Source organism: Variovorax sp. GW460-12-1-14-LB1, from assembly GCF_059423605.1.
Map to the genome: position 1 here is coordinate 62,935 of NZ_JBWKYF010000001.1, position 24,251 is coordinate 87,185.

25 protein-coding genes are annotated in these 24,251 nt (G+C 68.9%); 6 read left to right on the forward strand and 19 right to left on the reverse strand.

Annotation, left to right across the window (positions count from 1 at the left end):
• The first annotated feature begins 7 nt into the window (after positions 1-7).
• Positions 8-1,138, forward strand: coding sequence for an ABC transporter substrate-binding protein (locus tag AC07Y4_RS00290; protein WP_495274058.1), 1,131 nt, complete (start codon positions 8-10; stop codon positions 1,136-1,138).
• Positions 1,139-1,154: 16 nt separating this feature from the next.
• Here the strand turns inward: AC07Y4_RS00290 and AC07Y4_RS00295 are convergent, their stop codons facing one another.
• The 5 genes from AC07Y4_RS00295 to AC07Y4_RS00315 form a co-directional block, all read right to left on the reverse strand.
• Entirely contained in the window at positions 1,155-1,343 is a 189-nt protein-coding gene (locus AC07Y4_RS00295; RefSeq protein WP_056577413.1) for a hypothetical protein, read from the reverse strand.
• 131 nt (positions 1,344-1,474) lie between these two features.
• The gene (locus tag AC07Y4_RS00300; protein WP_062477354.1) at positions 1,475-3,169 is read right to left on the reverse strand and encodes an MFS transporter; all 1,695 of its coding nucleotides are present in this window, start codon (positions 3,167-3,169) and stop codon (positions 1,475-1,477) included.
• A gap of 212 nt (positions 3,170-3,381) precedes the next feature.
• A complete protein-coding gene (locus tag AC07Y4_RS00305) occupies positions 3,382-4,020 on the reverse strand; it encodes a 2-hydroxychromene-2-carboxylate isomerase (protein WP_095746907.1) in 639 nt (212 codons plus the stop codon).
• Positions 4,017-4,286: a DUF1289 domain-containing protein gene (locus AC07Y4_RS00310; protein ID WP_487850281.1), complete on the reverse strand. Its 270-nt coding sequence runs from the start codon at positions 4,284-4,286 to the stop codon at positions 4,017-4,019. Before AC07Y4_RS00310 ends, AC07Y4_RS00305 begins: the two co-directional genes overlap by 4 nt.
• On the reverse strand, positions 4,283-4,771 hold the full coding sequence (locus AC07Y4_RS00315) for a YbaK/EbsC family protein (protein ID WP_062477348.1): 489 nt from the start codon (positions 4,769-4,771) through the stop codon (positions 4,283-4,285). Before AC07Y4_RS00315 ends, AC07Y4_RS00310 begins: the two co-directional genes overlap by 4 nt.
• Before the next feature lie 449 nt (positions 4,772-5,220).
• Between AC07Y4_RS00315 and nirB the strand changes: the two genes are divergently transcribed.
• The 4 genes from nirB to AC07Y4_RS00335 are packed head-to-tail and all read left to right on the forward strand — an operon-like array spanning position 5,221 to position 10,738.
• Complete coding sequence (nirB, locus tag AC07Y4_RS00320; protein ID WP_487850282.1) at positions 5,221-7,740, forward strand: nitrite reductase large subunit NirB; 2,520 nt, start codon at positions 5,221-5,223, stop codon at positions 7,738-7,740.
• Positions 7,741-7,764: 24 nt separating this feature from the next.
• Positions 7,765-8,106, forward strand: a complete 342-nt coding sequence (nirD, locus tag AC07Y4_RS00325) for a nitrite reductase small subunit NirD (RefSeq protein ID WP_062477342.1) — start codon at positions 7,765-7,767, stop codon at positions 8,104-8,106.
• Between the two features lie 50 nt (positions 8,107-8,156).
• Positions 8,157-8,969 (forward strand): formate/nitrite transporter family protein, encoded by an 813-nt coding sequence (locus AC07Y4_RS00330; RefSeq protein WP_369645300.1) that lies wholly within the window; start codon positions 8,157-8,159, stop codon positions 8,967-8,969.
• 17 nt (positions 8,970-8,986) lie between these two features.
• A complete protein-coding gene (locus AC07Y4_RS00335; protein ID WP_487850283.1) occupies positions 8,987-10,738 on the forward strand; it encodes a bifunctional protein-serine/threonine kinase/phosphatase in 1,752 nt (583 codons plus the stop codon).
• Positions 10,739-10,751: 13 nt separating this feature from the next.
• Here the strand turns inward: AC07Y4_RS00335 and AC07Y4_RS00340 are convergent, their stop codons facing one another.
• The 8 genes from AC07Y4_RS00340 to AC07Y4_RS00375 all read right to left on the reverse strand — a co-directional run bounded on the left by AC07Y4_RS00340 (position 10,752) and on the right by AC07Y4_RS00375 (position 17,730).
• On the reverse strand, positions 10,752-11,672 hold the full coding sequence (locus tag AC07Y4_RS00340; protein ID WP_487850284.1) for a hydroxymethylglutaryl-CoA lyase: 921 nt from the start codon (positions 11,670-11,672) through the stop codon (positions 10,752-10,754).
• A 164-nt stretch (positions 11,673-11,836) separates the two neighbouring features.
• Positions 11,837-12,133, reverse strand: coding sequence for an acylphosphatase (locus AC07Y4_RS00345; protein ID WP_487850285.1), 297 nt, complete (start codon positions 12,131-12,133; stop codon positions 11,837-11,839).
• 9 nt (positions 12,134-12,142) lie between these two features.
• Positions 12,143-13,312 (reverse strand): acyl-CoA dehydrogenase family protein, encoded by a 1,170-nt coding sequence (locus AC07Y4_RS00350; protein WP_487850286.1) that lies wholly within the window; start codon positions 13,310-13,312, stop codon positions 12,143-12,145.
• Positions 13,309-14,535 (reverse strand): CaiB/BaiF CoA transferase family protein, encoded by a 1,227-nt coding sequence (locus tag AC07Y4_RS00355; RefSeq protein ID WP_487850287.1) that lies wholly within the window; start codon positions 14,533-14,535, stop codon positions 13,309-13,311. The genes AC07Y4_RS00350 and AC07Y4_RS00355 overlap by 4 nt, the downstream gene beginning before the upstream one ends.
• Positions 14,532-15,545, reverse strand: coding sequence for a Bug family tripartite tricarboxylate transporter substrate binding protein (locus AC07Y4_RS00360; RefSeq protein WP_487850288.1), 1,014 nt, complete (start codon positions 15,543-15,545; stop codon positions 14,532-14,534). The genes AC07Y4_RS00355 and AC07Y4_RS00360 overlap by 4 nt, the downstream gene beginning before the upstream one ends.
• Positions 15,546-15,568: 23 nt before the next feature.
• Complete coding sequence (locus tag AC07Y4_RS00365) at positions 15,569-15,970, reverse strand: cupin domain-containing protein (protein ID WP_307638112.1); 402 nt, start codon at positions 15,968-15,970, stop codon at positions 15,569-15,571.
• The gene (locus tag AC07Y4_RS00370; RefSeq protein ID WP_487850289.1) at positions 15,967-16,716 is read right to left on the reverse strand and encodes an IclR family transcriptional regulator; all 750 of its coding nucleotides are present in this window, start codon (positions 16,714-16,716) and stop codon (positions 15,967-15,969) included. The genes AC07Y4_RS00365 and AC07Y4_RS00370 overlap by 4 nt, the downstream gene beginning before the upstream one ends.
• Positions 16,717-16,809: 93 nt before the next feature.
• Positions 16,810-17,730 carry a 2-hydroxyacid dehydrogenase gene (locus tag AC07Y4_RS00375; protein ID WP_487850290.1) on the reverse strand — a complete coding sequence of 307 codons (921 nt, stop codon included), beginning with the start codon at positions 17,728-17,730 and terminating at the stop codon, positions 16,810-16,812.
• 87 nt (positions 17,731-17,817) lie between these two features.
• Between AC07Y4_RS00375 and AC07Y4_RS00380 the strand changes: the two genes are divergently transcribed.
• Positions 17,818-18,132, forward strand: a complete 315-nt coding sequence (locus tag AC07Y4_RS00380; RefSeq protein WP_095947916.1) for an EthD family reductase — start codon at positions 17,818-17,820, stop codon at positions 18,130-18,132.
• Between the two features lie 9 nt (positions 18,133-18,141).
• Here the strand turns inward: AC07Y4_RS00380 and AC07Y4_RS00385 are convergent, their stop codons facing one another.
• From AC07Y4_RS00385 to AC07Y4_RS00410, 6 genes are all read right to left on the reverse strand, one after another.
• A complete protein-coding gene (locus AC07Y4_RS00385) occupies positions 18,142-18,717 on the reverse strand; it encodes a hypothetical protein (RefSeq protein ID WP_487850291.1) in 576 nt (191 codons plus the stop codon).
• Between the two features lie 34 nt (positions 18,718-18,751).
• Entirely contained in the window at positions 18,752-19,381 is a 630-nt protein-coding gene (gene yfcF, locus AC07Y4_RS00390; protein WP_487850292.1) for a glutathione transferase, read from the reverse strand.
• A 65-nt stretch (positions 19,382-19,446) separates the two neighbouring features.
• On the reverse strand, positions 19,447-20,280 hold the full coding sequence (locus AC07Y4_RS00395; RefSeq protein ID WP_487850293.1) for a hypothetical protein: 834 nt from the start codon (positions 20,278-20,280) through the stop codon (positions 19,447-19,449).
• A gap of 279 nt (positions 20,281-20,559) precedes the next feature.
• Complete coding sequence (locus tag AC07Y4_RS00400) at positions 20,560-21,522, reverse strand: DUF4349 domain-containing protein (RefSeq protein WP_495274059.1); 963 nt, start codon at positions 21,520-21,522, stop codon at positions 20,560-20,562.
• 59 nt (positions 21,523-21,581) lie between these two features.
• Entirely contained in the window at positions 21,582-23,582 is a 2,001-nt protein-coding gene (locus tag AC07Y4_RS00405; RefSeq protein ID WP_307584292.1) for an acetyl-CoA carboxylase biotin carboxylase subunit, read from the reverse strand.
• Positions 23,575-24,246, reverse strand: a complete 672-nt coding sequence (locus tag AC07Y4_RS00410) for a DUF4126 domain-containing protein (protein ID WP_095947914.1) — start codon at positions 24,244-24,246, stop codon at positions 23,575-23,577. The genes AC07Y4_RS00405 and AC07Y4_RS00410 overlap by 8 nt, the downstream gene beginning before the upstream one ends.
• Positions 24,247-24,251 lie beyond the last annotated feature (5 nt).

A 24,251-nucleotide genomic window follows, 5' to 3' on the forward strand; every position in this document is an offset into this window, starting at 1 on the left:
GGCTTTCATGACGAAGAAGAAAGTGGCAGGTTCACGGCACGCGCTCGGCGTGGCCGCCCTGCTGGCGCTGTGCGCGATGGGCGCCTCGGCCCAGATCGTGATCGGCCAGACCGCGGGCATGACCGGCTCGGTGGCCGCCAGCGTGAACGAGACCATCGGCGGCGCGCAACTGGTGATCGACGCAGCCAACGCCCAGGGCGGCATCCACGGCGAGAAGATCGAAGTGATCCGCATGGACGACGCCTTCGACGTCAAACGCGCGGGCGATAACGCGCGCGTGCTGATCGAGGACAAGAAGGTGCTGGCGCTCTTCATGAGCCGCGGCACGCCGCACTCGCAGGCCATCATCCCGTACCTGGACAAGAACGAGGTGGCGCTCATCGGTCCCTCGACCGGCGCGATGGTGCTGCACAAGCCGCTGCAAAAGCACGTGTTCAACGTGCGCGCCACCTACCAGCGCGAGGCCGAGAAGGCGGTGCAGCACCTGCTGACCATCGGCCTGACGCGCATCGCCGTGGTCCACGTGACCGACTCGTTCGGTGCCGACGCGCTGCAGGGTGCGATGAACGGCTTCACCAAGGGCAAGGCCCAGCCGATCGCGACCATGCCGGCCGACCGCGAGAAGCCCGACTACAAGACCATCGTGCCCGCCATCATGAAGGCCGACGCGCAGGCGGTGGTGTGGATCGGCTCGGGCGTGGCGGTGGTCGACGGCATCAAGGCGCTGCGCGCCGCGGGCTCGGCGGCGCAGGTGGTCACGCTGTCGAACAACGCCTCGTCGGGCTTCATCAAGCAGCTGGGCGACGCCAGCCGCGGCGTGATCGTGACGCAGGTGTTCCCCAGCGAGCGCTCGATGGGCCAGCCGATGGTGAAGGAGGCGCTGACGCTGGCCCGCGCCAAGGGCCAGGGCGAGCTGTCACCGGCCGCGCTCGAAGGCTTCGCCTCGGCCAAGGTGCTGGTGGAGGCCTTGCGCCGCGCCGGCCCCAAGCCCACGCGCGCCAAGGTGCTCGCGGCGCTCGAAAGCCTCAAGGGCTACGACCTGGGCGGCGGGCTCGAGGTGAGCTACTCGCCGCAGGACCACAGCGGCATCGACTTCGCGGACCTCGCGATCATCAGCGAAGGCCGCTTCAAGCGCTGACGCGCGCCCCGTTGCGTTACTTCGCGGCGGAGGCCGCGGCGGCCGGTGCCGATGCGCCAGGCGCCGGCGTGGCCGCCGGTGCGGGGGCGTGCGTCGTGTCGCCGCCGTGCTTCTCGCCGGACATGTCGATCTTGTCGCCGCCCATCGAAATCACATACAGGGCAATGGCGGCGAAGATGACGAAGCCGACAACGATTTTCCACATGGGTACTGTCTCCTGAGAAGGTGAAACGGGGGATGAAGAGGGTTCAAGAAAAAGGCCTCATGCCGCGGGGCATGAAGCCTCTTTGTTGAACGGAGGGCAGCCGCCGCGCGGCCCCCTCCAGATGCCGCCGATCAGTCGTTGGCGTAGATGTCCACGTCCTTGGTCTCGCGGATGAACAGCGTGCCGATCACCAGCGTGATGCCCGCGATGATGATCGGGTACCACAGGCCGTTGTACATGTTGCCGGTCGAGGCCACGATGGCGAAGGCGGTGGTCGGCAGCAGGCCGCCGAACCAGCCGTTGCCGATGTGGTACGGCAGGCTCATCGAGGTGTAGCGGATGCGCGTGGGGAACATCTCGACCAGCATCGCGGCGATCGGGCCGTAGACCATGGTCACCAGCAGCACCAGCCAGAACAGCAGCACGATGGTCAGCACCTTGTTGATCTTGGCGGGATCGGCCTTGGACGGGTAGCCGGCGACCTTCAGGTCTTCGGCCACGCCCTTCTTGAAGGCGGCGATGGCCTTGACGCTGGTCTCGTCGAACTTGGAGTTCGCGACCACGCCGGTGGGTGCCTCGACGGTCTTGTCGCCGATCTTCACGACGGCCGCGGAGCCGGGCGCGCCGGCCACGTTCTCATAGCTCACCGAGTTCTGCACGAGGTAGCGCTTGGCGATGTCGCACGAGCTCTTGAAGTCGATCTCGCGAGCCACCGGATTGCCCTGGAACGAGCAGGTCTTCGGGTCGGCCGTCACGGTGACGCCGGCCGTGGCTTGTGCGCGGGCCAGGTCGGGGTTCGCGGCTTCGGTCAGCATCTTGAAGACCGGGAAGTAGGTGACCACGGCCAGCAGGCAGCCGGCCATGATGATCGGCTTGCGGCCGATCTTGTCGGACAGCGTGCCGAACACCACGAAGAAGGGCGTGCCCAGCAGCAGCGCGGCGGCGATCATCAGGTTGGCGGTGGTCGCATCGACCTTGAGCTGCTGCGTCAGGAAGAACAGCGCATAGAACTGGCCCGAGTACCAGACCACGGCCTGGCCGGCCGTGAGGCCGATCAGCGCCAGGATCACGATCTTCAGGTTCTTCCACTGGCCGAAGGATTCGGCCAGCGGCGCCTTCGAGGTCTTGCCCTCGGCCTTCATCTTCTGGAAGGCCGGCGACTCCGACAGCGTCAGGCGGATCCACACCGAGATGGCCAGGAGCAGGATGGAGACCAGGAACGGAATGCGCCAGCCCCACTCGCCGAAGGCCTGCTCACCGAGCCAGGTGCGCACGCCCAGGATCACGATCAGGCTCAGGAACAGGCCGAGCGTGGCCGTGGTCTGGATCCACGAGGTGTAGGCGCCGCGCTTGCCGTGCGGCGAGTGCTCGGCCACGTAGGTGGCGGCACCGCCGTACTCGCCGCCGAGCGCCAGGCCCTGCAGCATGCGCAGCGCGATCAGGATCACCGGCGCCGCGACGCCGATGGTCGCGTAGCTGGGCAAGAGGCCGACGATGAAGGTCGACAGGCCCATGATCAGGATCGTCACCAGGAAGGTGTACTTGCGACCGATCATGTCGCCCAGGCGGCCGAACACGATGGCGCCGAACGGACGCACCAGGAAGCCGGCGGCGAACGCCAGCAGCGCGAAGATGAAGGCCGCGCCCGCATCCAGGCCGCTGAAGAACTGCTTCGCGATGATCGCGGCGAGCGAACCGTACAGATAGAAGTCGTACCACTCGAACACGGTGCCGAGCGAGGAGGCGAAGATGACCTTCTTCTCCTCCGCGGACATGGGCCGGGGGGCCGGATGCGGCACTCCCCTTGAATCTAGCGTGGCTGCCATCGTCGTCTCCTGGTGTGTATGTATGCGTCCATCGGTTCCCGGCATTCGGGACCGTGGGGCATTCTTGGAGGCGCGACTGACCCGAGGCTTTCGCGAAACTGAACGGGCGCTTACGGTTTAGGGTGAAACCCGCGCTGCTCGTTTCAGCTTGTAAGAAACAAGGACCCTGCGCGGGTTTGTCCTCAGTCCTTGCTGCGAAGCAGCAAAAAGCCTCAGCTCTTGCGCAGCAACGAGGGGCGCTGGTCGGCACCGGTCCATTGCGGACCGTCGAACCAGGCGTCGCCCTGCAGGTAGGCGCGCAGCATCGCGAGGCCGTCGAAACCCCAGAACAGGCGACCGTCGACCACGTAGCACGGCACGCCGAACACGCCCTGCGCCACGGCCTCGTCGGTGTTGCGCTTGAGCAGGGCCTTGTTGTCGTCGCCGTTCACGTCGCGCTTCGGCTGCAGCTGCGCCGTGAGCGCGGCCAGCCGCGTGGCATCGCCCGCCTCTTCGCCGCCGCGCCACACATGGCGAAAGAGGGTTTCGGCCGCCAGGCGGCTGATGCTGCCGTCGTCGCCCGTGGCCACCGCCAGGCGCAGGTGCGGCAGCGGGTTGTAGGGGTGCGAGGCCGGCATCTCGATGGGGATGCCGTGCGCCTGGCCCAGCCACAGCACGTGGCGGTAGGTCCAGCTGCGCTTCGAAGGAATCTCGGCCGGGCCGAGCTGGCCGTGGTGCTTGAGCAGCGCGCCCAGCAGCACCGGCTTGTAGGCCACGCTCACGCTCAGGCCTTCGAGCGCCTCGGGCAGGTGCTCGAACGCCAGGTGCGCGTAGGGCGAGATGAAATCGAGATAGAAGTCGATGTGCTTCATGCGTCGTGGTCTCCTGTGGTGGGTTCGGGCACGCGCCAGATGCCGGCCTGGGCCCGCAGCTCGATCGCGCGCCACACCTGGCGGCGGCTGTCGTCTTCCATCTTGCTCCAGCCGGCGATCTCGGGAATGGTGCGGAGGCACCCTTCGCAGAAGCCGCTCAGGCGGTCCATGCGGCACACCGACGAGCACGGCGAAGGCACCTCGCCCGCCATGCGCTGCACGGTCCCGGCGCGCTCGGCGAGCGCATGCGCTTCGTCGAAGTTCACACCACGTCGGCCACCGGCGCGCCGGTGAGCTTCTCTAAATCGGTCGGGTGCAGCTGGAACACGGCGTGCGGATGGCCCGCGGCGGCCCAGATCTCCTCGAAGCGGAACAGCTCGCGGTCGATCAGCACCACGGGCTTGGTCACATGGCCCACCGGCGACACGCCGCCGATGGTGAAGCCGGTGCGCGCCTTCACGAAGTCGGCGTCGGCGCGGCCGGTCTTGCCGACGATGGCATCGACCTTCTTCTCGTCGACGCGCTTGTCGCCCGAGGTGATGACCAGCACCGCCGCCTCGTCGCTCTTGCGCCGGAAGATGATGCTCTTGGCGATCTGCCCGACCGAGATGCCCAGCGCGTCGGCGGCCTGCTGCGCGGTGCGGCAGGCGTCGTCGAGCATGCGGGGTGCATGGGGATGGCCGGCGTCCTGCAGCACGCGGGAGACGCGCTGGACACCTTCAGGGAGGGAATGGAGTTCGGAGCCGCACATGGCAAGTTCTTCGGGGTTCGTGGGGGCGTTCGCCCTGCGTTGCAAGGCCCCGAGCATACGGAAAAGCCCCGCGCACCGGCGCCGCCGCCCCCTTGCGCCCCTGCACCCCGGCGCACCAATGCGGAGAGCGCCGGCGCACGACGCCCGTGCGCGGCGTGCCGGCCCCGGTCCGATTTCGGTGCGCCATCGGCCGACAAGGCCCGCCGCACGGGCTTTTGAGCGCGGCACGCTTATTGCTGAACACGGTGGCGACCCACCGGCTTCTGCGGCGGGTTCGCAGTGCCTCCGCTAACGACGGCGGGGTTCAAGCGCACCGATGGCCGCCCGCCGCCGGTTCGTCTGCTCCAACCCATTTCGCATCCGTTCCGTCGCGGGGGCCCCAACGACGCTGTCTGTTCGACAGTGGCTGCGGGGGCGCCTTCCAGGGCCGGTTGCGTGCAGGACCCCCAATGAAGATCGCAGTCATCGGCCACGGCATGGTCGGCCACAAGTTCCTCGAGCAACTCCACACGCTCGGCATTCCCGGCGCACAGGTCACCGTGCTGTGCGAAGAGCCGCGCCCGGCCTACGACCGGGTGCACCTGTCCGAGTACTTCTCCGGCAAGACGGCCGACGACCTGTCGCTGGTCGAGCCCGGCTTCTTCGAGCGCAGCGGCTTCACGCTGCGCCTGGCCGCGCGGGCCGTGGCTGTCGAGCGGCGCAACAACACCGTGACCACGGCCGACGGCGAGGTGATCGCCTACGACAAGCTGGTGCTGGCCACCGGCTCCAACCCCTTCGTGCCGGCCGTGCCGGGCCGCGACCGGCCGAACTGCTTTGTCTACCGCACCATCGAGGACCTGGACGCCATGAAGGCCTGCGGCGCCAAGTCGCGCAGCGGCGTGGTGGTGGGCGGCGGCCTGCTGGGCCTGGAATGCGCCAAGGCGCTGCGCGACATGGGCCTGGAAACGCACGTGGTCGAGTTCGCGCCGCGCCTCATGGCCGTGCAGGTCGACGAAGGCGGCGGCCGTGCGCTGCGCGGCAGCATCGAGGCGCTGGGCCTGCACGTGCACACCGGCCGCAACACGGTGGAGATCGTCGACGGCGCGAGCGCGCGGCACCGCATGGTGTTCGCCGACGGCACGCACCTGGAGACCGACATGATCGTGTTCTCCGCCGGCATCCGCCCGCGCGACGAACTCGCACGCCAGAGCCTGCTGGCCGTGGGGCCGCGCGGCGGCGTGGCGATCGACAGCCACTGCCGCACCAGCGACCGCAACGTCTACGCCATCGGCGAATGCGCCTCGTGGAACGAACAGACCTTCGGCCTCGTCGCGCCGGGCTACGACATGGCCCGCGTGGCCGCCCGCCACATCGCCGGCCAGGACGACGCCGCCTTCACCGGCGCCGACCTGAGCACCAAGCTCAAGCTGATGGGCGTCGACGTCGCCAGCATCGGCGACGCGCACGGCAAGACACCGAAGTCGCGCGCCTACCAGTACATCGACGAGCGCAAGCAGGTCTACAAGAAGATCGTGGTCAGCGAAGACGGCAACCAGCTCTTGGGCGCGGTGCTGGTCGGCGACGCCAGCGAGTACGGCACGCTGCTGCAGCTGGCGCTCAACGGCATCGCGCTGCCCGACGAGCCCGAGTTCCTGATCCTGCCGTCCAGCGACGGCAAGGCCAAGCCAGGCCTGGGCGTCGAGGCCCTGCCCGACAGCGCGCAGATCTGCTCGTGCAACAGCGTCACCAAGGGCCAGATCTGCGAGGCCGTGGGCCAGGGCGTGTGCACGCCCGCCGAGATGAAGGCCTGCACCCAGGCCGGCGCCACCTGCGGCGGCTGCGTGCCGCTGGTCACGCAGGTCATGAAGATGGAAATGGCCAAGCGCGGCATGGCCGTGAACAACCACCTGTGCGAGCACTTCCCCTACTCGCGCCAGGAGCTGTACCACCTCATCCGCGTGGGCGAGATCCGCAGCTTCGCCGACCTGCTCGCGAAGCATGGAAAGGGCCTGGGCTGCGACATCTGCAAGCCGACCGCCGCGAGCATCTTCGCCTCGTGCTGGAACGAGTTCGTGCTCAAGAAAGACCTGGCCGGCCTGCAGGACAGCAACGACTACTTCCTGGGCAACATCCAGAAGGACGGCACCTACTCCGTGGTGCCGCGCATGCCCGGTGGCGAGGTCACGCCCGAGGGGCTGATCGCCGTGGGCCAGGTCGCGAAGAAGTACGGCCTGTACACCAAGATCACCGGCGGGGCACGCGTGGACATGTTCGGTGCGCGCGTCGAGCAGCTGCCGTCCATCTGGGAAGAACTCATCGCCGCCGGCTTCGAGTCGGGCCATGCCTACGGCAAGTCGCTGCGCACGGTGAAGAGCTGCGTGGGCTCGACCTGGTGCCGCTACGGCGTGGACGACAGCGTCGGCCTGGCCGTGGAACTGGAGAACCGCTACAAGGGCCTGCGCGCGCCGCACAAGATCAAGTTCGGCGTGTCGGGCTGCACCCGCGAATGCGCCGAGGCGCAGGGCAAGGACGTCGGCATCATCGCCACCGACAAGGGCTGGAACCTCTATGTGTGCGGCAACGGCGGCATGAAGCCGCGCCACGCCGAGCTGCTGGCGAGCGACCTGAGCAAGGCCGACCTCATCCGCATGATCGACCGCTTCCTGATGTTCTACGTGCGCACGGCCGACCGCCTGCAGCGCACCAGCACCTGGCGCGAGAACCTCGAGGGCGGCCTCGACTACCTCAAGGGCGTGCTGCTGCAGGACACGCTGGGCCTGGGCGCCGAGCTCGAGGCGCAGATGCAGCACGTGGTCGACACCTACCAGTGCGAATGGAAGACCGCGGTGAACGACCCCGCCACGCGCCAGCGCTTCCGTTCCTTCGTGAACAGCGAGAAGCCCGACGAGCACATCGTCTTCGTGCAGGAGCGCGGCCAGAACCGCCCTGCGCGCCCCGAAGAACGCCGCGAGACCAGCGCCGCCTGAGCGACCGACAACGAAGGAAACCCCATGACCACCGACACCCTGAACTGGACCGCCGTGTGCGCCGCCGGCGACATCCTCCCCGACACCGGCGTGTGCGCGCTGGTCGACGGCGTGCATGTCGCGATCTTTCGCGTCGGCCAGGAGCCCTCGCTCTTCGCCATCGACAACGTCGACCCGAAGGCCGGCGCCAGCGTGCTCTCGCGCGGGCTGGTCGGCAGCCTGGGCGAGCGCATCGTCGTGGCCTCGCCGCTCTACAAGAACCACTTCGACCTGCGCAGCGGCGAATGCCTGGAGGCGCCCGAGCACTCGGTGCGCGCGCATGCGGTGCGCGTCGAGGACGGCCGCGTGCTCGTCGCGCTGGCCTGACGCCGCTTCGCCCTCTTCCGATTTTTTCAGCCTCTCTCCAAGGACCCCGAATGGCCTACCTCGCCCCTGCCGAATTCGTGACCAAGATGGTCGACGCCGGTGAATCCAAGCTGCTGATGTCCACGCGCGACACGCTGATCCGCTCGTACATGGCCGGCGCCATCCTCGCGCTGGCCGCGGCCTTCGCCGTGAGCATCACCGTGAACACCGGCAATGCGCTGGTCGGCGCCATGCTGTTCCCGGTCGGTTTCATCATGCTGTACCTGCTGGGTTTCGACCTGCTCACGGGCGTGTTCACGCTGGCGCCGCTGGCCGTGCTCGACAAGCGCCCCGGCGCCACCTGGGCCGGCGTGATGCGCAACTGGAGCCTGGTGTTCGTCGGCAACTTCGCGGGCGCGCTCACGGTGGCGGTGTTCATGGCGATCATCTTCACCTTCGGCTTCAGCGAAGCGCCCAACGCCATCGGCGAGAAGCTCGGCCACATCGGCGAAGGCCGCACCGTCGGCTATGCGGCGCACGGCGCGGCCGGCATGCTCACGCTGTTCATTCGCGGCGTGATGTGTAACTGGATGGTCTCGACCGGCGTGGTCGCGGCCATGATGTCGACCACCGTGTCAGGCAAGGCCATCGGCATGTGGATGCCCGTGATGGTCTTCTTCTACATGGGCTTCGAGCACTCCATCGTCAACATGTTCCTGTTCCCCGCCGGCCTGATGCTGGGCGGCAAGTTCACCTTCATGGACTACCTGATCTGGAACGAACTGCCCACGGTGATCGGCAACCTCGTCGGCGGCCTGACCTTCGTGGGCCTCACGCTGTACGCCACGCACTACAAGACGGCGGCCAAGCGCGTCGCCGGCTGAGCCACCGCATCGTTCGCATGCCCGCGCCGCAGCGCAAGCAGCTGCGCGTGACGCTCGGCCAGCATTCGCTGGCGGGGCTTCACGCGCCGGTCAACCAGGACTTCCACGGCGCCATGCTGCCCGAGGGCGCGCTGCGCGTGTCCAAGGGCATCGCCGTGGCGCTGGCCGACGGCATCGGCTCCAGCCGCGTGAGCCAGGTGGCGAGCGCGGCGGCCGTGCGCGGCTTTCTCGACGACTACTACGCGACCTCCGACACCTGGTCGGTGCAACGCGCGGCGCAGCGCGTGCTGGGCGCCACCAACGCCTGGCTGCATGCGCAGACGATGCGCAGCGACGCGCGCTTCGACAAGGACAGCGGCTACGTCTGCACCTTCAGCGCGCTGATCCTCAAGGGCCGCGACGCGCACCTGCTGCACGTGGGCGATGCGCGCATCCACCGGCTGCATGCCGGCGCGCTCGAACAGCTCACCGAAGACCACCGCGTGCGCGTGTCGTCGGTGGAGTCGTACCTCGGGCGCGCGCTGGGCGCGGGCGCCCATGTCGAGATCGACCACCGCTGCTGGGAAGCCGAGGTGGGCGAGGTCTACCTGCTGGCCACCGACGGCGCCTACACGCACCTGGACGCCGCCGCCGTGCACGAGGCGCTGGCGCTGCATGCCGACGACTTCGACGAAGCAGCGCGCTGGCTCGCGGAAACCGCGCGCACCCGGGGCAGCACCGACGACAGCACGGTGCAGCTGCTGCGCATCGACGAGCTGCCCGACGCCGCCGCGCCGCCCGCGCAGCTGCAGCGCGAGGGCCTGGCGATGCCGCCGGCGCTGGCGCCGCGGGCGCGCTTCGAGGGCTTCAGCCTCGTGCGCGAGCTGCACATGAGCGCGCGCAGCCACGTCTACCTGGCCACCGACGACGCCACCGGCCAGCCCGCCGTGCTGAAGCTGCCGTCGGTCGACCTGCGCGACGACCCCGGCTACCTCGACCGCTTCGTGCTCGAGGAATGGGTGGCGCGGCGCATCGACAGCCCGCACGTGCTCAAGGCCAGCGCCGTGGAGCGCCCGCGCGCGCACCTGTACGTGGCCATGGAGTACGTGGACGGCCACACGCTCGCGCAATGGATGGTCGACCACCCCCGGCCCGACCTGGACAGTGTGCGCGGCATCGTCGCGCAGCTGGCGCGCGGGCTGCAGGCGCTGCACGGCAAGGAGATGCTGCACCAGGACCTGCGGCCCGAGAACGTGATGATCGACCGCGCCGGCACCGTGAAGATCATCGACCTGGCCGCGACCCACGTGGCCGGCCTGGCCGACGGCAGCGGCGAGGCCCGCGCGCTCGCCATCGAAGGCACGCTGCAGTACACCGCGCCCGAGTACTTCACCGGCCACGGCGGCAGCGCGCGCTCCGACCTGTTCTCGCTGGCCGCGATCGTCTACCAGATGCTGTGCGGCCAGCTGCCCTACGGCCTGCAGGTGTCGCGCATCCGCACGCAAGCCGACGTGGGGCGGCTGCGCTATGTGCCCGTGCGCCACCTGCGGCCCGAGCTGCCCGCGTGGGTCGATGCCGTGCTGCAGAAGGCGCTGCACCCGCAGGCCGCGAAGCGGCAGCAGGCGGTGTCGGAGTTCGCGCACGACCTGCGCGCGCCGGACCCGGAGTTTTTGAGTGCGCGGATGCCGCCGCTGATCGAGCGCCGCCCGGTGCTCTTCTGGCAGTGCACCACCGTGCTGCTGGCCGCGGCGGTGGTGGTGCTGCTCGGGCTGCGCGCCTTCGGGCGCTGAGAAATAAGAAGGCTCAGCCCGCGCGCTTGGTGCGGATCGCCTTCGAGGCGCGCGAGTTCGGTTCGCGGCCCAGCGCTTCGCTGATGTACACGCCCGCGTCGATGAGCTTGTCCAGGTCGATGCCGGTGGCGATGCCCATGCCGTGCAGCATGTAGACCACGTCTTCGGTCGCGACGTTGCCCGTCGCGCCCTTGGCGTAGGGGCAGCCACCCAGGCCGGCCGAGGACGACTGGAAGTTCCACACGCCCAGCTCGAGCGCCGCCAGCGTGTTGACCAGCGCCTGCCCGTAGGTGTCGTGGAAATGGCCGGAGATGGCGTCGACATCGAAGTGCGCCAGCGTGGCATCCATGGCCGCCTGCACCTTGCGCGGCGTGCCCACGCCGATGGTGTCGGCCACGTCCACGCGCTGCACGCCGATGCCCTTCATCAGTTGCGCGAGGTAGCCGACCTTGGCCGGCGCGATCTCGCCTTCGTAGGGGCAGCCCACGGTGCACGACATCGCGCCGCGCACGGCGATGCCCTTGGCGCGCGCCGCCTCGACCACGGGTGCGAAGCGCTCGATGCTCTCGGCGATCGAGCAGTTGATGTTCTTCTGGCTGAAAGCCTCGCTCGCGGCGCCGAACACCACGATCTCGTCGGGCCACTCTTCGCGCGGTGCGGCGATGGCGGCCTCGAAGCCCTTCATGTTGGGCGTGAGCACTGAGTAGAGAACGCCCGGCTTGCGCGTGATGCCATGCATCACTTCAGCGTTGTCGGCCATCTGCGGCACCCACTTGGGCGAGACGAAGCTGGTGACCTCGATCTCCTTCAGGCCGGCGTCCTGCAGGCGGTGCACGAGGCCGATCTTGACCTCGGCGGAGACGGGTTGCTTTTCGTTCTGGAGGCCGTCGCGCGGACCGACGTCGACGAGCTTGACCTGGGCGGGGAGTTTCATGGGATGTCTCTGGTGTCGCTGTCGCGGGAGGATGATGAAAAACCGGCTTCGATTGTCCGACACATGGGCTTGCGCTGCTTGGTACACAAGTCGCGGAAGGTAGCAATGCGCGCCTGTGGGGTTGCAAATGGTGCCAACCGGTCGGCCCCGCAGGAAAGCAGCCGCTAGACGGTCTCGCGCTGCACGAAGCCGTCGGGCAGATCGCTCGCGGCTTCGGCCTCGGTCACATCGACCGCCGCCACGCGCGCACCGGCCGGCCCCTGGCGCGCCCAGTGCACCAGCGCCTCGACCGCATCGGCCTCGCCGGCCACGAGCGCTTCGACCTTGCCGTCGCGCCGGTTGCGCACCCAGCCGCACACGCCGAGCCGCTGCGCGGCCTGCACCATCGACCAGCGGTAGCCCACGCCCTGCACGAGGCCGTGGACGACGAGATGGCGGGTGATGGTGGCGTGTGGGTTCATGGGCAGTGGTCAGTACGACTTCGGCAGCCCCAGTGCCTTCTCGGCGATGAAGTTCAGGATCATCTGCGGGCTCACCGGCGCGATGCGCGGAATGTAGCTCTCGCGCAGCAGGCGCTCGACATGGTATTCCTTCGCGTAACCCATGCCGCCCAGTGTGAGCACGGCGTTCTGGCAGGCATCGTGCGCCGCCTCGGCCGCGAGGTACTTGGCGGCATTGGCCTCGATGCCGCAGGGCTCGCCCGTGTCGTACAGCGTGGCGGCCTTGAGCATCATGAGGTCGGCCGCCTCCAGGTTGGCCCAGGCGCGCGCAAGCGGGTGCGCCACGCCCTGGTTCTGGCCGATGGGGCGGCCGAAGACGACGCGCTCCTGCGCGTACTGCGAAGCGATGCGCAGCGCGGCGCGGCCAATGCCGATGGCTTCGGCCGCGATCAATATGCGCTCGGGGTTCAGGCCGTGCAGGATGTATTCGAAGCCCCGGCCCTCCTCGCCGATGCGGTCTTCTTCGGGCACTTCGAGGCCGTCGATGAAGAGCATGTTCGAGTCGACCGCCGCGCGGCCCAGCTTGTGGATCTCGCGCACCTCGACCTTGCTGCGGTCCAGCGCCGTGTAGAAGAGCGTGAGGCCTTGCGTGGGCTTCTTCACCTGGTCCAGCGGCGTGGTGCGCGTGAGGATCAGCATGCGGTCGGCCACCTGCGCGGTCGAGATCCAGATCTTGCGGCCGTGCAGCAGGTAGCTGCCGCTGGGCTGGCGCACCGCCTGGGTCTTGAGGCTGGTGGTGTCGAGCCCCGCGTCGGGCTCGGTCACGGCGAAGCAGGCTTTCTCGGTGCCCGCGATGAGCGGCGGCAAAAAGCGCTGGCGCTGCGCCTCGGTGCCGAACACCACCACCGGGTTGAGGCCGAAGATGTTCATGTGCACCGACGAGGCGCCCGACATGCCCGCGCCCGATGCGCTGATGGCACGCATCATCAGCGCCGCCTCGGTGATGCCCAGCCCCGCGCCGCCCTGCGCCTCGGGCATGGCGATGCCGAGCCAGCCGCTGTCGGCGACGGCACGGTGGAATTCGTGCGGGAACACGGCGCGGTCGTCGTGGTCGCGCCAATAGTCGATGGGGAAGTCTTCGCACAGGCGCTCGATGGCCGCGACGAGCGAGCGCTGGTCTTCGTTCAGGGAGAAATTCATTCGCTGTCTTTCAGGAGGTCCGCCTGCAGCGTGACGCCGCGCGCGAGCATGCCGTCGATGGCGTCGTCGCCGTAGCCCGCTTCGCGCAGCAACTCCACGCTCTGCTCACCGATGCGCGGCGCGGGCCGGCGGATGGCCGCGGGCGTGGCGCTGTAGCGGCCGACGGGCGCGAGCGTGCGGATGCGGCCTTCGCTCGGGTGGTCGAACTCGGGGAAGAAATCGACGGCACGCAGGTGCGGGTCGTCGAGCAGGCTCTCGGTCGTGTGCAGGCGGGCGACGGGAATGTCGGCGGCTTCGAGCAGCGCCATCCATTCGTCGCTGCCGCGCGTGGCCATCACCTCGGCCACGAACGCGTAGACCGCGCCGATGTTCGCGGCGCGCGCCGTGTGCGTGCCGAACATCGGCGAGCTGCGCAGCTCGGGCCGGCCGATCACGTCGAAGAAGGCCTGCCAGTGCTTGTCGTTGTAGATGAGCACGCCGAGGTAACCGTCGGCCGTGGCGTAGGGCTTGCGGTGCTCCGCGAGCAGGCGCGCGTAGCCGGTGGGCCCGAGCGGCGGCTCGAAGCTGTGGCCGCCGAGGTGGTCGCCCATGACGAACTGCGAGAGCGCCTCGAACATCGGCACTTCCACGGCCTGGCCCTGGCCGGTGCGCTGCGCGCTGAGCACGGCGGCGAGCAGCGCGATGGCGGCCTGCAGGCCCACGGCGCGGTCGGCCAGCGTGACGGGCGCGTAGCGCGGTGCCCCGCCGCTTTGCTGCGCGAAGAGCGAGGCGACGCCGGCCGCACCCTGGATCAGGTCGTCGTACGCGGGCTTGCCGGCATAGGGGCCTTCTTCGCCGTAGCCGAAGGCGCCGAGGTACACGATCTTCGGATTGACCGCGGCCACGGCCTCGTAGCCGAGCCCCAGCCGCGCCATCGCCTGCGGGCGCGTGTTGTAGATGAGCGCATCGCAGCCCGCCGCGAGCCGCAGGCAGGCCTCGCGGCCTTCGGGCTGCTTGAGGTCGAGCACGATGGAGCGCTTGTTGCGGTTCAGGTGCATCGCCATCGCACCCATGCCGGCATGGCGCATCGGGCCGACGGCGCGCAGGTTGTCGCCTGACGGCGGCTCGACCTTGATGACGTCGGCGCCGAGGTCGCCGAGCGTCTGCGTGGCGTACGGGCCCATCACCACGGCCGTGAGGTCGAGGATGCGGATGCCTTCGAGGGGTCCGGTCGCGTCGCTCATTCGGGTTGGATGCCCGCGGCCTGGATCAGCTTCTTCCACTTCGCCAGTTCGGACACGGTGAAGGTCCCGAGTTCTTCCGGCGTGCTGCCGAACGCATCGAAGCCCAGCTTCGTCACGCGCTCGCGAAACGCCGCGCCGTTCGCCATGTCCGCGAGTGCCTTGTTGAGCTTGAGCACGACATCGCGTGGCGTGCCGGCCGGCGCGAACACGCCGTTCCACGAGGTGATGTCGAAGCCCTTGAGCTCGGGCGTGTCGGCCAGCGGCGGCAGTTCGGGAAAGAGCTTGGTGCGCTCCTGCGTGGTGACCGCAATCGCGCGCATCTTGCCGGCCTTGACCGTGGCGAGCCCCGCGGCGAGGTCGACCACCATCATCGACACCTGCCCGCCAATGAGGTCGGCGATGGCCGGTGGCGTGCTCTTGTAGGGCACGTGCAGCATCGGGATGCCGCTCATGCGCGACAGCGTGGCGCCGCTCACGATGCCGGTGCTGTTGCCGCTCGCATAAGTCAGCTTGCCCGGATGCGCGCGGCCCCAGGCCAGCAGCTCGGCCACGCTCTTCACGGGCAGGTCGTTGTTCACCACCAGCATGAACGGCAGGTTGCCCATGCGGCTGACGGGCGCGAAGTCTTTCACCGGGTCGTAGGGCAGCGACTTCATCAGGCTCGGGTTGGCCGAGTGCGTGGTGTTGGTCGTCATGAAGAGCGTGTAGCCGTCGGGCGGCGCCTTGGCCACCAGCTCGGCCGCGATCACGCCGCTGGCGCCGGCCCGGTTGTCGACGATCACCGAGGCCTTGAGCGCCTCGCCCAGCATCTGCGCGGTGATGCGCGCCACCGCGTCGGTGCCGCTGCCGGCCGCGAAGGGCACGATGAGCTTGACCGGCTGCCTCGGGTAGCCGCCGTCCTGCGCAAAGGCCCAGGGCGCGGCGCCCACGAGGCCCGCGGCAGCGCCGATGGAAATGAAACGGCGGCGGCTTTCCACCGCGACTGTTTCTGTCGCGTTCTTCGTCTGCATGGTTGTGTCTCCGGGGTTATCGTTCAGGGCCGGATCACGCGCTCCGGCGATTCCTCGTACGGCGGGCTGTAGATCACCAGCACGCGCACCGGCTCGTCGCTCACCACCGTGAAGGTGTGCATCGCGTCGGCCGGAAAAAAGCAGCTGTCGCCAGGATGCAGCTCCTGCCGCTGGCCGCCCACCTCGGCGACCGCGCGGCCTTCGAGCATGTAGCAGACCTGTTCGATGCCCGGGTGCGCATGCGGCAGCGCGCCCTTGCCCTTCTGGATATGGCCCACCAGCACCTCGAGCTGCTTCGCACCCACCGTCTCGGGACCGATCAGGCGCTTGTTCAGCGTGCCGGTGTGGTTGGCGGGGTGGTAGCCGGTGATCTCGTCCTCGCGGACGAAGTAGCGCGCGGCAGCAGCAGTGGCGGGTGCGGTCATCGGGGGTTCTCTGTCTTGGGTTCGATCGCCAGGCAGGCCGAGCGCAGCATCGCGGCGATGTCGTCGATGCGCGCTTCCATGCGGTAGCGCGGGCCGGCCACCGAGATCGCGTAGGCCTCGCCGCCGATGCGCAGCGGCCAGGCCAGGCCGATCAGGTCGGGAATGCTTTCGCCGAGGTTGCCGTACCAGCCGCGCGCGGCGCCGCGCTGCAGCTCGGCCTCGATGGCCTCGGCGGTGGTGAGCGTGGCATCGGTGAGCGGCGCGAGCGTCATGCCCTCGAGCAGCTTGCGGCGCGCTTCGGGTGCGAGCGTGGACAGCAGCGCGCGGCCCATCGAGTTGGCGTACGCGGGGCGCGTTTCGCCCGACTCGGCCGTGTAGCGGATGCGCTGCGGTGCGCTCAGCACGTCAAGATAGACGACGTTTTCCGCATCACGAAACTTGCCGAACACCACCGTTTCGCAGGCGGCGTCGCGCAGTTCCTCGAGCGTGGCCTTCACCCGGTCGAGCACCGGGTCGTGCGCGGCGATGACCTGCGCCATGGCCAGCAGCCGGCCCGTGGGGTAGTAGCCCTGGCGGCGGCCGGTCTCGTACATGTAGCCCTGCTCTTCGAGCGTGCGGATCAGGCCCAGGCAGCTGGACACCGGCATGTCGAGCAGCCGCGCCATCTCGGACAGGGCCAGCGGCTGCTTCTCCCGGGCGAAGAGCTCGACGATCTCGATCACGCGAAACGCTGTTTTCACAACCATGAAGAAATTTTCTCGTATGTAAAAAACAAAAGCGTCGGGGTTTTCCCCCGCCGGCCGCGTGTCAGCCGGTTCGTCGTCGTCGGCGCAGGGGCGTCAGTAGCCGCGGACGGGATCGACGATGCCGGCGATCGGCAGGCCCTGCTCCATCGCGCGGATCTTCCCGGCGATCTGGGCGATGGACTCCTCGCGCAGCGTGCGCGCCGAGCCGTGCGGCGTGACGGTGATCTTCGGGTGGCGCCAGAAAGCGTGGTCGGCCGGCAGCGGCTCGACCTGGAACACGTCGAGCGTCGCGCCCGCGAGCTGGCCGGCGTCGAGCATCGGGATCAAGTCGTCTTCCACCAGGTGGCCGCCGCGCGCGATGCTGATGAGGTAGCCCTCGGGCTTGAGCTTGCCCAGCGTCGTGCGGTTCAGGATGCCGCGCGTGGACTCGGTCAGCGGCAGCAGGTTGACCAGCACGCGCGTGGAGGCCAGGAACTCGTCGAACTGCGCCTCGCCGCTGAACACCTGCACGCCGTCGAGCGCCTTGGGCGAACGGCTCCAGCCGAGCACCGGAAATTCGAACTGCGCCACCGCCTTGGCCACGCGCTCGCCGAGCACGCCCAGGCCCATGATGCCGACCGGAAAGTCGCGCCGCAGCTTCGGCTTGCGGTAGCTCCACTTGCCCTCGCGCGCATCCGCTTCGTACACGTCGAACTCGCGGAAGTGGCGAATGAGCGTGTGGCACACGTACTCGGCCATCTGCACCGACATGCCCGCGTCGTCCAAGCGCACGATGCGCGTGTGCGCCGGCACCTTGAGCTTGAGCAGCGCATCGACGCCCGCGCCGATGTTGAACAGGCCGCGCAGGTCGGGCTGCTCGTCGAGGAACTGCTGGGGCGGCGCCCACACCACGCCGTGGTCGGCCTGCGGCGCGCCGGGCGTCCAGGCTTCGATGGTGGCTTCGGGGAGTTCGGCCTTCAGGCCATCGATCCAGGGATCGGAACGGTTGTCGGTGAGGTAGACGGAGATTCGCATGGGCGCCATCTTAGAAGGCACCGGCTTGTTGCGTCGCGCGCCATCTCCTATGCTCGACCGCATTCAGCCACCCAGGAGACACCTTCCATGATCAAAGTCAGCGTGATGTACCCCCACACCCCCGGCGCGCGGTTCGACCACGACTACTACCGCGACCAGCACATGCCGATGCTCAAGGCCCGCATGGGCGACGCCTGCCTCTCGTACACCATCGACAAGGGCCTGGGCGGCGGCGCACCGGGCTCGCCGCCCACCTACGTCGGCATGTGCCACGTGTTCGCCGAATCGGTCGAGTCCTTCCAGAAGGCCTTCGGCCCGCACGTGAAGGAGATCATGGGCGACGTGAAGAACTACACCGACATCGCGCCGGTGATGCAGATCAGCGAAGTGGTGATGGGCTGACGCGGGTCATCAACTGATCCACGCCTGCTCCGTGGCGAGGATGCGCCACATGCCGAGGCGCCTGTGCATCAGCACAAAGAAGCCCGCGCCTCGTGTCATGCCGCCTGAGATCGAGATGAAAAAGAGCGCCTGAGTCGACTTCTCGTCGAGGCCTGCGCGCGAGAGTCGTACAAGGCCGCCCGCCTCTGGATACGCTTTGTAGAAGTTGCCCCATCCTTGCCCGTCATCCGCTTTGAATATGCGAGCGATCTCGGCTTCACTGGACATCTGCAACCGAATGTTCTTGTGCACCAGATGCCGAGGAATTTGCAGTGCGGAACGGCCGGCCAATACGCGAATGAAATCGTTGAGCACGGCATCTGTTGCCTGCGGCATCCGCTTCTTGAGGCGCGCCCTGTCGAGGCTCTCGGACAGCATCGCTTCAGAGGGGGTCGCCGTTCTCAGTTCAACGACCAGAGACTTCGGCGCACGCTCGCCGGGCTCCAGGGTATTCAGGTACGCGACGATGGCCTCCCCCTCGACCGGCCGCATCGGCTCACTGAATGCAGGTGGAGCAAGAAGAGTACTAGCCAGAACGGCGAGCACGGAACGCCGGCTTGGAGCACGCAAGCTAGGCATGTCAGATCGGCGGTCGCGCCTGCTGAACCCACCGCTGCACGGAAGGCCGCAGCCACTGCCGACCCGCATAGGCCGCCAGCCTCGGCGGCACCGTATCTCCGTTCAGCACCAGCCGGTTCAGCATCAGCGCCAGATCGACATCGGCAATCGACCAGTCACCGAACAGGCAGTGCGCATCCGCAGGCAGCAGCGCTTCGGCCGCATCGAACAGTGAGCGGGCCGACGCCTGCGCCGCCGCGGACAACGGCGCGTGCGTGGGCCCGTAGAACACCACCTCGGTCGAACGCTCCTGCCGGATCGGCATCAGGTCGCTGCGCAGCCAGGCCTGCACCTGGCGGGCCCGGGCCTTGCTGCGCGCATCCTGGGGGTACAGCGGCGTTCCCGGAAACACCTCGTCGAGGTACTCCGTGATCGCCGACGACTCCGACAGCGCGAAGTCGCCGTGCACCAGCGTCGGCACGCGCTGCGTGAGCGACAGCTGCGAGAAACCGGCGGCCCGGTTCTCCCGCGCCGCGAGGTCCAGGGGTGTCATCTCGAAGTCCAGCTGCTTTTCATGCAGCGCCACGAACACCGACATGGCGTAGGGGCTGGCGAACTGGGCGTCGACGTAGAGGCGTATCGGGTCTTGCATCGAGGAGGGACTCCTGTAGAGGGCGACGGGCCCGCTTGCGATCTTAGAGCGCCGGTATCTCGCGGCTACGCGCCGGCCTGCCCCAGGTCTTTCCGAACGCGGGCCATCAACCCCACGCCCGGCAAGTAACCCCGGTCCGCTTCGTCGAGCCGCGTCGGGTCGACACTCCACGCACCGGCCAGCGCCGTGACGTCTTCTTCGCCCGGCATGACGCTGCCGCCGCCCGGGCGGACCTGCCGGTCGGCGTCGCGGTGCGACATGCCTGAGGCGACCAGCGCGTCCTTCCGCGCCCACTCTTCCTCGAGCAGTTCCGAGAGCCGATCGCGCGCATCGACCGGCGACAGTCCGCTGAGCACGGCAAAGCCCAGTGCGGCTTCCTCGGCGCTCTGTGCGCCCACGTTCGCATACACCTCGCCGCTGCTGCCCGCATAGCAGAACTGCCGCCCGGGCTCGCCGCGGCGTGCGCGCGCCCAGGTGACGAAGTCGGCGACACGGTGGCTGCCAAAGAATTGCGCTTCGCCGAAGTGGTCCTTCAGGCGCGTGAAGATCACGTCGAAGGCCTGCCCGATGCCTTCGAGGCGGTCCTCCGGGTACACGGCGGGATACGGCAGGCCGTCCCCCACGAGCAACACCCAGCCCTCGACGGGCGGTGATGCGAACACCCAGGGGGCCTGTCCGCCAGACGTCCGGCGGTAGGCCGCCGCGATGCCGGTGTGCCAGTTGGCCGGCCCTTCGGACGCCCATCCGAGGGCATCGAGCACTTGTGCGGGGTCCGAGGCGCGCACGGCAAACCAGCAGACCTTGTAGCCGAAGGGCTCCGGCAGGTCCGGGGTCGCGTCGAACTGCGGCGGAGGTGCCTCGACGGGTGGCGCGGGCGGGTTCCGTGGTGGGCGCTTCAAGGGCTTCGGCGGCGTCGGGGGCGCCGAGGCCCACGGGGCGGCAATCAACCGTTCCATGGGCTGGGCAAGTTTGACGTCGAAGGTGTAGCGCAGTGCAGGGGGCGCTGCGGGCGGTGGCGCCGGTTCAGGCGCAGCCGGCACAGAGGCAGGCACCGCCCCATCGTCCTGCGCCTTCCCCAGGCCCAGTCCCGCAAGAAACTTCCGAAATCGACCCGCCATGCGGCCCCTCCTTCTTGTCGTGCGGCCGCGCTGTGTCGGGCGCGGCCGGCGCGCAGTGTCTCACGCCACCTTGGCGCGGCGGCGACGCCACAGCACCCGCACCAGCCACCCCACGGGCAGCACCACCAGCAGCAGCCACGGCAGCGCCGCGGCCACGAAGGTGATGAGCGCGCCCACGCTTTCGGCCAGCACGTCGCCGGCGTTGCGCAGCGCGTGCGCCATCGGGCTGTAGCCGTCGCTGCCGCTCACCAGCGCGCGCTTGGGCGTGAACTGGATCTGGATGTGCTGCTTGCTGGTCTGCTGCGCCAGCACCTTGCGCTGGGTGGCGATGGCGTCGAGCTCGGCCTGGGTGTCCGACAGCGTGCGCTGGATCGCCAGCAGGTCGGCCATGGTGCGCTTGGTGACGGTGTCGCGCAGCATGACGCGCAGGCTGTCGCGGAACTCGGTGCGGTTCTTGATGCGGGCCTCGACGTCGATCACCTCGGAGGTCTTGTCCTCGCTGGTGGTGGTGTGCGAGACCACGTTCGCCACGCCGGCCAGGCCACCGAGCAGCTTGTCGACGTCGGCGGGTTCCACGCGCATCTCGAGCAGGGCGTTGCCCGGCTGCTGCGGCGTCTCGCGCAGCAGCGAGGACGACAGCAGCTCGCACTTCAGCGTGCCGCACAGGTCGCGCACCTTGCCCCAGGCGTCGGCCAGCTGTTCGGCCGGCACTTCGACGTTCAGGTCTTGCCGCACGGCCAGGAAGCGCTGCAGCGCGGTCTCGCCACTGCCCTGCCGCGCCTCGTCGGACTGCGACGCGGCGATCTCGGCCTGCGGTGCGCTCGCCCGCTGTGCTTTCATGGCACCGCCATAGCCCATCGGCGGCGCCGGCATGGACGCGGAGGCCGGCGCGGCCGACTCGGCACTGCGCTGGCGGTCGCAGCCGGCCAGCGACAGGGCGGCCGCCAGGGCCAGCAGGACAGCGCCTGCGCGGTGGCGCACGGCGGCGCGGGGTGTCGACATGGAAAGGGTGCGGCGGATCATCAGGACTCCTTGAAAAGAATGACTACCACCGCTGATACGGGCGAGCGCCCGGATCGGGGTTAAGCGGCAGCCGCCATTCGCAACAATTCGTCGCCTTCCGCCACCTGCTCGCCCGGCGAGAACATCAGCTCCTCCACCGTGCCGTCGGCCGGCGCGGCGATGGTGTGCTCCATCTTCATGGCTTCCATCACGGCCAGCGGCTGGCCGCGGCTGACCTTGTCGCCGGCCTTGACCGCGAAGGACACGACCTTGCCGGGCATCGGCGCCGTGAGGCGGCCGCCTTCGGCGTGGGTGTCGCCCGCGTGCGCGAGGCGGTCGATGGCCGTGAGGCGCGTGGCGCCCTTCGCCGCGAACACGTGGGCGGTGGCGCCGTCCAGGTGCACGTCGAGGGTCTGGCGCGTGCCGGCGAACTCGAGCTCGAACTCGCCCGTGGGAAAGCGCCCGATGGTGAGCGGGCCTTCGACACCGCCCACTTCGAGGTGCAGGCCGCCGTCGCGGCGGTAGGTCAAGAGCGCGCTGTGCTCGGTGCCACGGAACTCGAAGTCGAAGCGGCGCTTGTACTCGCCATGCGCACGCCAGCCGTCGCGGCGCTCGAAGGGGTCGGGCAGTTGCGTCGGCCACTCGGTGACCAGCGTGCGCGTGATGGCAGCGGCCGCGGCCAGCGGCAGGCCCAGCGGCTCACGGTCGAACAGCACGGCGCGCTCGCGCTCGATGAGCGCGGTGTCGAGGTTGGCCTTCGAGAACGACTCGGTCGCCAGGATGCCGCGCAGGAACTGCACGTTGGTCGACACGCCCACGATCTGCACCTGCGCCAGCGCGGCGTCGAGCCGGGCCAGCGCCTCGGCGCGCGTGCTGCCGTGCACGATGAGCTTGGCGATCATCGAGTCGTAGAAGGGCGAGATCTCGCCGCCCTCGCGCACGCCGTCGTCGATGCGCACGCGGCTGCGCTGGAAGGCGGTCGCCTGCGGCTTGCGGTACACGCGCAAGGTGCCGGTGGCGGGCAGGAAGTTGTTGTCGGGGTTCTCGGCGCAGATGCGCGCCTCGATGGCGTGGCCGTGGATCTGCAATTCCGATTGCTTGGCGGGCAGCGGCTCGCCTGAGGCCACGCGCAGTTGCCACTCGACGAGGTCGAGGCCGGTGATGGCTTCGGTCACCGGGTGCTCCACCTGCAGGCGCGTGTTCATCTCCATGAAGAAGAAGTTCATCTCGCCGCCTTCGCGCTGCTCGACGATGAACTCCACCGTGCCCGCGCCCACGTAGTTCACGGCGCGTGCCGCGGCCACGGCGGCCTCGCCCATCTGCTTGCGCATCGCCTCGGTCATGCCGGGCGCGGGCGCTTCCTCGAGCACCTTCTGGTGGCGCCGCTGCACCGAGCAGTCGCGCTCGAACAGGTAGACGTAGTTGCCCTGCGTGTCGCCGAACACCTGGATCTCGATGTGGCGCGGGCGCTGCACGTACTTCTCGATCAGCACCGCGTCGTCGCCGAAGCTGTTGATGGCTTCGCGCTTGCATGAGGCCAGCGCGGCCTCGAAGTCGGCGGCCTTGTCGACCGCGCGCATGCCCTTGCCGCCGCCGCCGGCGCTGGCCTTGATGAGCACCGGGTAGCCGATGCGGTCGGCTTCGCGCTGCAGCAGTGCCGGGTCCTGGTCGGCGCCGTGGTAGCCGGGCACGAGCGGCACGCCGGCCTTTTCCATCAGCTGCTTCGACTCGGCCTTCAGGCCCATGGCCTTGATCGCCGAGGGCGGCGGGCCGATGAAGGCCAGGCCGGCGTCGGCGCAGGCCTGCGCGAACTCTTCGTTCTCGCTGAGGAAGCCGTAGCCGGGGTGCACGGCTTCGGCGCCCGTGGCCTTGGCGGCCTCGAGGATCTTTTCCCAGCGCAGGTAGCTGTCCTTCGGGGCGCTGCCGCCGAGGTACACCGACTCGTCGCAGGCGCGCACATGGTTGGCGTGCGCGTCGGCATCGGAGTACACCGCCACGGTGCGAACGGCCATGCGACGTGCGGTTGCTGCGACACGGCAGGCGATCTCGCCACGGTTGGCGATGAGGATCTTCTTAAACATTCGGAGTGTCTCCCGGAGGATTCTTTTTCAGTTGAAAAGCGGACGTGACGCCCGGATCGGGCCGGCCACTGAAGATGCGTGCCACGCGGCTGAACAGCGCGCGCAGAAAGCGCCAGCTCTTGCGGATGAGCCACACGCTGAGCACGAGCACGAAGACGAACAGCACGAGAAAGACCAGCGGATGCGCCACCGCGAGCCACAGCCCGGCCGGCACCATCGAGTCTTCGACCAGCGACGCACCGACGTTCGAGAACGGCTCGGGCGAGGTGTTGATGGCCGCGCGCGTGGTGGCCTTGGCCGCATGCGCCGTGGCCGCGAAGCCGCCGCCCAGCAGCGCCGCGACGACGGCCATGGCGCCATGGTCGGCACCGAACACGCTGGCCGCGAGCGCCGCGCCGGCGGGGATGCGGATGGCGGTGTGCACCACGTCCCAGAGCGAGTCGAGGCCCGGGATCTTGTCGGCGAAGAACTCGACGAACACCATGAAGCCGCTGACCGCGAGCACGATTGGATGCGCGAGCATCTGCAGCCCCGCAGGCAGCGGCACCCAGCCGAAGTAGCCGACCAGGCCGGTCAGCAGCACGACGAGGTACAGGCGCACGCCGCTGGCCCAGCCGATGGCGGCGGCCAGTGCGAGCAGTTGCGGCATGTCGAGTGCGTTCATGGCGG